Raw genomic sequence first — 10,132 nt, 5'->3', positions numbered from 1 at the left:
AAAAGGAATCTCCAACCCCAGTCACAAGGACCGAGGCCGGGGATGTCAACATATCTGGCGTTGACTTTTGGCACGCTGTTGAGTTCTCAAGGAACGGACGCTTCCTTCGCGCCGCCTTCCGGCAGGCCCTCCGGGCTTCGTTCTTTCGTGTCTCCAGCTTACCAGACGATTTCCGCTCCGTTTTCCGGTGCTTCATTCATCCGATTCCCACTGGGGGGATTTCCTGCGAACTTCGTCCCGAAGCCTATCAAGGCTTCCGGAGTGGTCAGTCCGTGGGATCTGCTTCGTCGGAGGGCGCGTATTTCGTGAAACACGCTCGCCTCGATTTCGGCGGTGTCGTAGACACTAACGCCCGGGGCCGACCGTTGTCCAGCCAGTCCCAACCGTTGAAACCTACTAGCCCGACCTCGCCACGTCAATGGTTTGGCCGGAACGAGAGGAACAGTAGCAGGTCAGAGGCCTGTTGATCACATCGGCTCAGGCCGCGACGGGCTGGAGGTCCGCCCGGTCGGCCGCGTCCACGTCGCCGAACTCTCCGTCCCCGGCGGCCCTTCGGCCCAGGACCAGGGCGTAGAGGAGGAAGGCCGCCTCGGCCAGCACGCCGAGGGAGATGCGGGCCCAGGTCGGCAGGCCGGACGGGGTCACGAAGGCTTCGAGGACACCGGACACCGCCAGGACGGTCGCCAGGCCGATCGACATGCCGATGATCGCGCGGCCCTGTTCCGCCAGTGCCACCGAGCGGGTGCGCGGACCGGGGTCGATGACCGTCCACCCCAGGCGCAGGCCCAGGCCGCCGGCCACGAACACCGCGGTCAGTTCCAGCAGGCCGTGCGGGATGAGCAGGCCGAGGAAGACGTCGAGGCGCCCGGCGGAGGCCATCAGCCCGACGCCGATGCCGAGGTTGAGCACGTTGGTCCACATCACGTAGAGCACCGGGATCCCCAGGGCGATCCCGAACAGCAGGCACTGCACGGCGATCCAGGCGTTGTTCGTCCAGACCTGGGCGGCGAAGGAACTGGCCGGCCGGTCCGAGTAGTACGTCTCGTACTGGCCGCCGGGGCGGGTCATCTCCCGGAGGTCCTCGGGCGCGATCAGGCTGTTGCGGACCTCGGGGTGGGTGGCCATCCACCACGCGAGCAGGGCGGTGGCGACCATGGAGACCACCGCCACCGGCACCCACCAGCGGCGCGCGCGGTAGAGCGCCGCCGGGAAGCTCACCGTGTAGTAGCGGGCGACGTCCTGCCAGCCGTTGGTCCGGGCGCCGGTCACCGCGCTGCGGGCGCGGGAGACCAGGCCGGTCAGCCGGCTCACCAGCGCCGGGTCCGGCGCGGCGGCCTGGACCTTCGCGAGGTGGCCGGTGGCCCGCTGGTAGAGCGCCACCAGTTCGTCGGCCTCCTCCCCGCTGAGCCGGCGCCGACGGGCGAGGGCGTCCAGCCGGGCCCACTCCCCCTGGTGGGTGGCGACGAAGACGTCCAGGTCCATTCGGCGGCTCCAAGATCGGCGGCGGGCGCGGACGTGCGTGCGCGGGCGGTCGGGCGTACGGTCCGGACCGTACGGGTCCGGACGTACGGCTCCGGGCACGCGGGCCCGGGCGGGCACGTGCGGCCCCAGCATGCCAGCAGCGGCCCCCGCCCCGGCCGTCGGGATCTCACTTCCCGTGCGCCCGCCGGGCCCCGTATGTTTGCGGCTGCGGATCAGACTGCGGAGAGCGGGTCACGGGGAGCCGGTCGGGGGTGACTCCCTCCCCCGGCACTGCCGCACTCCCAGGGGCCGGATCCCCATGGGCGAGCCGTACGGGCTCCAAGAACGTGAACGGACAGGTGTCTTGAGCGACCTGGTGACGGGTGAGGCGGTCGTCCTCGGCCTCCAGACGGCGAAGCTTCCGAGCAGAGCCCTGGCGATCGTGATCGACCTGCTGGTGGAGTTCGCCGCCCTGCTGGTGTTCACACTGCTGCTGAGCCTCGTCCTGATCGGCCTCGACGGCGCGGCCCTGGCGGCCGTGATGATCGGCCTGACGGTGTTCTTCCTGGTCGCCGTCCCCGTGATGGTCGAGACCCTCACCCGCGGCCGCTCGCTCGGCAAGGCCGCGCTCGGCCTGCGCGTGGTGCGCACCGACGGCGGGCCGGTGCGCTTCCGGCACTCGCTGGTGCGCGGGCTGGTCGGCTTCTTCGAGCTGATCGTGCTGACCGGCGCCCCGGCCGTGATCACCTCGGCGGTGCACTCGGAGGGCAAGCGGCTCGGCGACGTCTTCGCCGGGACGGTGGTCGTCCGCGAGCGCACCCCGGGCGCGGGCGGCTCCGCCTCCCCGCTGCCGCCGGTGCACCCGCAGCTGCTCCAGGCGATGGGCCACGAGCTGGTCGCGATGGACCTGTCCGCCGTGCCGGAGCCGCTCTGGCTGGCCGTCCGCCAGCTACTCGGCCGGGTCGGCCAGTTGGACCGGGCGGTGATGGAGCGGATGGCCGCCGGGCTGGCCGGGGACCTGTCCGAACGGATCGGCCGCCCCGTCCCGCCGGGGCTGCACCCGGCGGCCTACCTGGGCGCGGTGCTCACCGAGCGCCAGCGGCGCGAGTGGATGCGGGCCCAGGAGCAGCTCTGGGCGGCCGCCGCCGCGGCCCACCCGGCGCCCGCCCGGATGCCCGTACCCCACCCGGCCTCCGGCCCGTTCCCGGCCCCGACGGCCGCACCGACCGCACCCCCCACCGCGCCGCCCGCCCCCGTCGCACCGGCCGCCCCCGCGACGGCCCCCCCGGCTCCGTCCCTCGACAAGCCCGACAAGCCCGACAAGCCCGCCTCCGGCCCCGGTTTCGCCCCGCCCGCCTGAGCCCGGCGCCCGGCCCCTCCCCGGCCCGCTACTCCGCCTCCGCGCCCGTCCGCCAGGCGTTCGGCGGTGACTCCAGCTCCTCCAGCTCGATCCCCCCCGCCGCCAGCACCACGTCCCCCGCCAGGTGCACGACCTGCTGCTCGCCCGTCTCCAGGTCCGCCACCTGGTACCGCTCGACCAGCAGCGGCCCCGAATCCGTCGGGTGGGTGTCGACGCCCTCCAGCAGCCACCCCTGGTCGAGGGTGCGCGGCGCCAGCACCGGCTCGGTGAACGCCACCAGCCGCACCCGCGCGCTCGCCCCCTCCCGCAGCCGCAGCAGCCGGGCGGTGGCGACCAGGAAGCCCGGCGAGCGGCCGGTGAAGGCGTGCGCCCGGTCGTGGCCCTCCGCCGCGAGCCCGCCGCCGGGGTCGGCCGCGTCGGTCCGGACCCAGGCCACCCCGTCCACCGCCCCGCCGCGCACCTGCCAGCCGCCGGCCCGCAGCTCCAGCCGCAGCGGCCGGGCGCGCGAGTCCAGCGTGAGGTCGGTGCTGCCGAGCACCCGGCCGTCCGGCGCGTACGTCTTGGAGACGTAGCGCCACCCGGCCGCCCCGGGCGCGCAGCTGAAGCGCTCCTCCCCGAGCGGGACGTGGTCGTGCGGGTCGTGCAGCGAGTACCGGCCGTTGGGCATGCCGGAAAGCCTACGTGCGCGGTCCGCGTGCGACCTTCCGCCCGGGTGCACGCCGACGGCCGGCGCCCTCCGCTGCGGAGGGCGCCGGCCGTCGTTGCCGTGGACCGGTCAGTACCGGTACTGCTCGGCCTTGTACGGGCCCTCGACCGGAACGCCGATGTAGTCGGCCTGCTCCTGGGTCAGGGTGGTGAGCTTCACGCCCAGCGCGTCGAGGTGCAGGCGCGCGACCTTCTCGTCCAGGTGCTTCGGCAGCACGTAGACGCCGATCGGGTACTGCTCGGTCTTCGTGAACAGCTCGATCTGGGCGATCGTCTGGTTCGCGAAGGAGTTGGACATCACGAAGGACGGGTGGCCGGTCGCGTTGCCCAGGTTCAGCAGGCGGCCCTCGGACAGCATGATGATGGTGTGGCCGTCCGCGAAGCGCCACTCGTGGACCTGCGGCTTGACCTCGGTCTTCACGATGCCGGGCAGCTTCGACAGGCCCGCGATGTCGATCTCGTTGTCGAAGTGGCCGATGTTGCCGACGATCGCCTGGTGCTTCATCTTCTCCATGTGCGAGGCAAGGATGATGTCCTTGTTGCCCGTGGTGGTGATGAAGATGTCGGCGATCGAGACGACCTCCTCCAGGGTGGTGACCTGGTAGCCGTCCATCGCGGCCTGGAGCGCGCAGATCGGGTCGATCTCGGTGACGATCACGCGGGCGCCCTGGCCGCGCAGCGACTCGGCGCAGCCCTTGCCGACGTCGCCGTAGCCGCAGACGACCGCGACCTTGCCGCCGATCAGGACGTCGGTGGCACGGTTGATGCCGTCGATCAGCGAGTGGCGGCAGCCGTACTTGTTGTCGAACTTCGACTTGGTGACGGCGTCGTTGACGTTGATGGCCGGGAACAGCAGCTGGCCGTCGCGGTGCATCTCGTACAGGCGGTGGACACCCGTGGTGGTCTCCTCGGTCACGCCCTTGATCGTGGCGGCGACCTCGGTCCACTTGGTCGGGGTGTCCTTGAGGGTGCGGTTGAGCAGCTCCAGGATGATCCGGAACTCGTCGTTGTCCGCGGTGGACGGGTCCGGCGCGGCACCGGCCTTCTCGAACTCGACGCCCTTGTGGATCAGCAGGGTGGCGTCGCCGCCGTCGTCCAGGATCATGTTCGGGGTCTTGCCGTCAGGCCAGGTCAGGGCCTGCTCGGTGCACCACCAGTACTCCTCCAGGGTCTCGCCCTTCCAGGCGAAGACCGGCACGCCCTGCGGGTTCTCCGGGGTGCCCTCCGGGCCGACGGCGATGGCGGCGGCCGCGTGGTCCTGGGTGGAGAAGATGTTGCAGGAGCACCAGCGGACCTCGGCACCGAGCGCCGTCAGGGTCTCGATGAGGACGGCGGTCTGCACGGTCATGTGCAGCGAGCCGGTGATGCGGGCGCCGGCCAGCGGCTGCGCCTCGGCGTACTCGGCGCGGATCGCCATCAGACCGGGCATCTCGTGCTCGGCCAGCTGGATCTCCTTGCGGCCGAACGGCGCCAGGGAAAGGTCGGCGACCTTGAAGTCACCGGTGGTCTCGGTCGACATGCGTCTGCTCCTCGCTGAGGGGGGTGGGGCCGAAGGTCCGGGCGTGCGTCGCGTGCGTCAGGCCGTACGGGTGCACGGCCGCGCCGGAACAGCCGGGTCCACGTGGTGGACCGGCTTCCCGTTGCGCAGCACAAACCGTCGGAGGACCTCTCTCCCTCGACCGGCGCGCACCCGCGGGGTGCCGACCGCCGATCGACCGCCATCAGCAGCGACGTTCTGGCTCTGGTGACGAATCTACACCGACGGCCCCGCCGACCGTCCCCGGATGACCGATTTCCGCCCCCGCTGCGAGCGGGCCTCCAGCGGGGCCCCAGGGCCGGTCAGTGCGCGCCGGCCGGACCGGGACCGCCGGGCGTGGCGGCCGGGTCCTCGCCCGCCGCGGCCTTCTCGGCGCTGTACACGTCGGGTTCCAGGTAGATCGCCCGGGCGATCGGGACGGCCGCCCGGACCCTCTCCTCGGCCGCGTCGATCGCCGCCGCCACCCGGGCGGCGCTGTCCTCCGCGTTGACGGCGATCTTGGCCGCGACCAGCAACTCCTCCGGCCCGAGGTGCAGGGTGCGCATGTGGATCACCCCGGTGACCGAACCGCCGTCCACCAGCGCCTCGCGGATCCGCCGCACCGACTCCTTGTCGGCGGACTCGCCGAGCAGCAGCGACTTGGTCTCCAGGGCGAGCACCACGGCGATCACCACCAGCAGGACGCCGATGCACAGGGTGCCGACACCGTCCCAGACGCCGTTGCCGGTGATCACGGTGAGCCCGACGCCGAACAGCGCGAGCACCAGGCCGATCAGTGCGCCGGTGTCCTCCAGCAGCACCACCGGCAGCTCCGGCGCCTTGGCGGTGCGGATGAACTGCGGCCAGCTCTGCTTGCCCCTGGCCTTGTCCGACTCCCGCATCGCGGTGAGGAAGGACCAGCCCTCCATGGCGATCGCGAAGACCAGCACGCCGACCGCCCAGCCCCAGGCGTCCAGCGCCTCCGGGTGGCTGACCTTGTGCCAGCCCTCGTAGATCGCGAACAGGCCACCGACGCTGAACAGCACGATGGCCACCAGGAAGCCGTAGACGTAGCGCTCGCGCCCGTACCCGAAGGGGTGCTCCTCGTCGGCCGCCCGGCGCGCCCGCCTGCCGCCGATCAGCAGCAGGACCTGGTTGCCGGAGTCGGCCACCGAGTGCACGCCCTCGGCCAGCATCGAGGAGGAGCCGGTGAAGCCGAAGGCCGTGAACTTGGCCGCCGCGATCGCCAGGTTCGCGGACAGCGCCGCAATCAGTGCCTTGGTGCCGCCTTCGGTGCTCATGCGCCCGCCTCGCTCCGCTCATTCGTGTCCGGAAAGTCCTCACGGGCCGGTACGGCTCGTCGGGCGCTTACCGTACCGGGCCGGGGGCTCCGCCCGGCCGACCGTCTCAGGACTGCGCGGCGAGCCCCAGGTAGACGGCGGCGAAGTCGGTCAGCGCGACCAGGTCGGCCAGCGCGTGCAGGGCTTCCGGCCGGGTGCTCGCGTACTCGGTCAGCCGGACGTCGTGCGCGGCGGCCAGCCGGTGCGCCCGGGCGACACCGAAGCTGCGCGGCCCGGCGTCCTCCTCCGGCAGCTCGGCCGGGCCGTCCCGGCCGTCCTCCGCCGCCGGGCCGCCCGCGCCCGGGAGGTGCCGCAGCAGCAGGACCTGGAGGTGCAGCGGGTCCGGCTCCTCGACCCGGTCGCGGAAGAAGTCGTCCGGGTCCGCGCCCGCGCCCAACTGCCCGGTGAACATGCCGCGGTGGGCGGTGAGCACCTGCGGCAGCGGCCCGGCCAGCGCGGGGCGCCCCGCGCGGTCGGCCAGCTGCGCGGCGAACCGGGTGACGGCCGCCCCGGCGACCGGCCCCTCGGCCCACAGCAGCGGGAACGTCCCGGCCAGCCGGGCGGCCAGGCCCTTCGCGGGGTTGGTGTACGCGGCGGCGTCCGGGCGGCAGCGCACGGCGGCGGCGTCCAGCAGGTCGGCGACGGCCGGCAGCGCGTCGTACGGCAGCTGGGTGAGGCCGATCTTCTGGGCGAGCGCCAGCAGCGGGGTGAGGTGGGACCAGAGCGCCGCCGGGTCCTCGGCCGGCAGGTCCGGCTCGACGGCCGTCACCGGCGCGGGCTCCTCGGGCAGCACCGGGCCGACGAACGGCAGCGGCAGCGCGCGCACCTGGAGCGCGGCCCCGGCCAGCGGGCTGGCGGCCGGGGCGGTGACGACGACCGCGCAGCCGCGCGCGTAGGCCTGCTCGGCGAGGCCGACCAGGCCCTGCTCGCCACCGTCGGCGGAGCTGATCACCAGGAGGTCCAGCGGGCCGGCCCAGCCGGGCAGCTGCCAGCCGAGCCCGGCGGTGAGGACGGGCGGGGCGCCGGCCCGGTCGACGCGCGGGGCGGTCGCCTCGGTCGGCGGCAGCGGGACGACCAGGGAGCCGGTGCCGGCCAGCGCGGCGAGCATCTCGGCGGCGGTCAGCGCGCTGCCGTGCCCGGCGACCAGCACGGCGCGCGGGCGGCCGTCCGGCCGCAGCCGGTCGAGGCCGGCCGCGTCGGCCTGCCGCAGCGCGGTGCGGACCCGCGCACCGGTGCCGGCCAGCGCCAGCAGGGCGCGGTCGCGGTCGGCGCGCCGCAAAGCGGCCGGGTCGTCGAGCAGGGTGTCGTCGAGCATGCGGCGAACCTCCGGCTGCGGGGCGGACGGGGCGGACGGGCGGACGGGCGGCACAAAGGGGCGGGGCGGCGCTCCGGACCAGGATCAGGCCGGGCGGCGGGCCTCGTCCACCAGGAGGACCGGAATGCCCTCGCGCACCGGGTACGCCAGACCGCAGTCCGCGCCGGTGCACACCAGCTCGGGCTGCTCCTCGGTGCCGCCCTCGGTGAGGGCGGCCCGGCACTGCGGGCAGACCAGGATCTCCAGCAGGAAGGATTCGAGCTTCATGGGGATCTCCAAAGTTCGGGGGTGGCACGGAGGTGCCCCGGCCGAGAGGAAACCCTACCGGCCGGGGCACCGCGGCCCGCGGTCAGGCGCGGAACCCGGGCGCCGGGCTCAGCCGCGGACGACGGCGAGCACGCCGTCGCGCAGCTCGGCCATCCTGGCCGGGTCCCTGGCCTCGACGTTCAGGCGCAGCAGCGGCTCGGTGTTGGAGGCGCGCAGGTTGAACCACCAGTCCGGGCCGGCCACGGTCAGGCCGTCCAGCTCGTCCACCGTGACGCCCTCCCCGCCGGCGTAGGCGGCGCGGACGGCGGCGGTGCTGGCGGCCTGGTCGGCCACGGTGCTGTTGATCTCGCCGGAGGCGGCGTAGCGGTCGTACTCGGCGGTGAGCGCGGACAGCGTGCCCGGCTGCCCGCCGAGCGCGGCCAGCACGTGCAGCGCGGCCAGCATGCCGGTGTCGGCGCGCCAGAAGTCGCGGAAGTAGTAGTGCGCGGAGTGCTCGCCGCCGAAGACGGCGTCGGTCTCGGCCATCTCCTGCTTGATGAAGGAGTGGCCGACCCGGGTGCGCACCGGCTTGGCGCCGAGCTCGCGGACCACCTCGGGGACGGTCCAGGAGGTGATCAGGTTGTGGATGACCGTCGGCTCGGCCTCCCCGGCGGCCCGGGCGCGGGCGATCTCGCGGACGGCGACCAGGGCGGTGATCGCGGACGGGGAGACCGGCTCGCCGCGCTCGTCCACCACGAAGCAGCGGTCGGCGTCGCCGTCGAAGGCCAGGCCGATGTCGGCGCCGACCTCGCGGACCCTGGCCTGGAGGTCGACCAGGTTCTTCGGGTCGAGCGGGTTGGCCTCGTGGTTCGGGAAGGTGCCGTCCAGCTCGAAGTACATCGGGACGAGCTCGATCGGCAGGCCGTCGAAGACGGTCGGCACGGTGTGGCCGCCCATGCCGTTGCCGGCGTCCACCGCGACCTTGAGCGGGCGGATCGCGGTGAGGTCGACCAGGCCCAGCAGGTGGTCGGCGTAGCCGCGCAGGGTGTCCTGGACGGACAGCGCGCCCGGCTCCACGTCCCTGGCCGGGACGGTGACGGTGCCGTCCTCGGCCGTCCAGGACTCGACCAGCTCGCGGATCTCGGCCAGGCCGGTGTCCTGGCCGACCGGCGCGGCACCGGCCCGGCACAGCTTGATGCCGTTGTACTGGGCCGGGTTGTGGCTGGCGGTGAACATCGCGCCGGGCAGGTCGAGCTTGCCGCTGGCGTAGTACAGCTGGTCGGTGGAGCACAGCCCGATCTGCACCACGTCGGCGCCGTAGGCCGCGGCGCCCTCGGCGAAGGCCAGGCTCAGCGCCGGGGAGGAGGGCCGCATGTCGTGCCCGACCACGATCGCGGACGCGCCGGTGACCTGCACGAACGCGGCACCGAAGGCCCGGGACAGGCTCTCGTCCCACTGGTCCGGGACGACGCCTCGGACGTCGTACGCCTTCACGAGCTGCTTGAGGTCGCGCACTGCGGCTCCACCCTGGTCTAGGACCGATCACGATACGTCGGGGCCGCCGCGCGTCCGGTCGACGGGCGCGGCGACGGTAGACGGGCAGCGTACCCGGGCCGGACGAACGTCCCGTGCCAGGTCGGGGCCGGGCCGGCGCCCGGCGGGGGGCTCAGCTGTCGGGCGAGCGCAGGACCCGGAGGTGGCCGCGGCGGCCGCCCTCGGTGGACTCGCCCTCGGGGCCGCGGCCCTGACGGGGGGTCTGCGGGCGGGCGGCCTCGCGCACCGCGTTGGCCAGCGCCTCCAGGTCGTCGCTGCTGCGGCGCAGCGGCCCGGCCTCGGCGGCGAGCCGGACGACCTCCCAGCCGCGCGGGGCGGTGAGGCGCTCGGCGTGCTCGGCGCACAGGTCGTAGCAGTGCGGCTCGGCGTAGGTGGCCAGCGGCCCGAGGACGGCCGTGGAGTCCGCGTAGACGTACGTCAGCGTCGCGACGGCCGGCCGGCCGCACGCGGTCCGCGAACAACGACGTACAGAGCTCACGAGGGTGGACGGTACCGCACTCCCCGCCGGGGAGCGAAGACCGCCTGCCCGGAGGGGGTGCCGTGTCGCCCCGCGGGCGCCGGGGCCGCGCCTTCGACGCCCCGCGCGATTCCCCGTCGGAGTGGTCCACTTCCGACCGTCCAAGGACTACCCTCGG

9 protein-coding genes are annotated in these 10,132 nt (G+C 73.7%); 1 reads left to right on the top strand and 8 read right to left on the bottom strand.

Annotated elements, in window-relative coordinates:
• Window positions 1-477 precede the first annotated feature (477 nt).
• Window positions 478-1,482, bottom strand: a complete 1,005-nt coding sequence (locus ACH5AR_RS07215; RefSeq protein ID WP_396300357.1) for a stage II sporulation protein M — start codon at window positions 1,480-1,482, stop codon at window positions 478-480.
• 343 nt (window positions 1,483-1,825) lie between these two features.
• Between ACH5AR_RS07215 and ACH5AR_RS07210 the strand changes: the two genes are divergently transcribed.
• On the top strand, window positions 1,826-2,821 hold the full coding sequence (locus tag ACH5AR_RS07210) for an RDD family protein (RefSeq protein WP_396300356.1): 996 nt from the start codon (window positions 1,826-1,828) through the stop codon (window positions 2,819-2,821).
• A 28-nt stretch (window positions 2,822-2,849) separates the two neighbouring features.
• Here ACH5AR_RS07210 and ACH5AR_RS07205 read toward each other — a convergent pair whose 3' ends face one another.
• From ACH5AR_RS07205 to ACH5AR_RS07175, 7 genes are all read right to left on the bottom strand, one after another.
• Window positions 2,850-3,488 carry a hypothetical protein gene (locus tag ACH5AR_RS07205; protein WP_396300355.1) on the bottom strand — a complete coding sequence of 213 codons (639 nt, stop codon included), beginning with the start codon at window positions 3,486-3,488 and terminating at the stop codon, window positions 2,850-2,852.
• 108 nt (window positions 3,489-3,596) lie between these two features.
• Window positions 3,597-5,045: an adenosylhomocysteinase gene (ahcY, locus tag ACH5AR_RS07200; RefSeq protein ID WP_396300354.1), complete on the bottom strand. Its 1,449-nt coding sequence runs from the start codon at window positions 5,043-5,045 to the stop codon at window positions 3,597-3,599.
• Window positions 5,046-5,365: 320 nt separating this feature from the next.
• On the bottom strand, window positions 5,366-6,343 hold the full coding sequence (locus tag ACH5AR_RS07195) for a cation diffusion facilitator family transporter (protein ID WP_396300353.1): 978 nt from the start codon (window positions 6,341-6,343) through the stop codon (window positions 5,366-5,368).
• A gap of 106 nt (window positions 6,344-6,449) precedes the next feature.
• On the bottom strand, window positions 6,450-7,697 hold the full coding sequence (locus tag ACH5AR_RS07190; RefSeq protein ID WP_396300352.1) for an SIS domain-containing protein: 1,248 nt from the start codon (window positions 7,695-7,697) through the stop codon (window positions 6,450-6,452).
• An 84-nt stretch (window positions 7,698-7,781) separates the two neighbouring features.
• Window positions 7,782-7,964: a Trm112 family protein gene (locus ACH5AR_RS07185; protein ID WP_030289948.1), complete on the bottom strand. Its 183-nt coding sequence runs from the start codon at window positions 7,962-7,964 to the stop codon at window positions 7,782-7,784.
• Between the two features lie 108 nt (window positions 7,965-8,072).
• Window positions 8,073-9,458: a phosphomannomutase/phosphoglucomutase gene (locus ACH5AR_RS07180; RefSeq protein WP_396300351.1), complete on the bottom strand. Its 1,386-nt coding sequence runs from the start codon at window positions 9,456-9,458 to the stop codon at window positions 8,073-8,075.
• A 151-nt stretch (window positions 9,459-9,609) separates the two neighbouring features.
• Window positions 9,610-9,975, bottom strand: coding sequence for a DUF3499 domain-containing protein (locus ACH5AR_RS07175; protein ID WP_396300350.1), 366 nt, complete (start codon window positions 9,973-9,975; stop codon window positions 9,610-9,612).
• Window positions 9,976-10,132: the final 157 nt, after the last annotated feature.

The organism is Kitasatospora sp. NPDC018619, from assembly GCF_044391605.1.
In the GTDB taxonomy this organism is placed as follows: Bacteria; Actinomycetota; Actinomycetes; order Streptomycetales; family Streptomycetaceae; genus Kitasatospora.
This window is presented reverse-complemented; position numbering and strand designations above follow the sequence as displayed.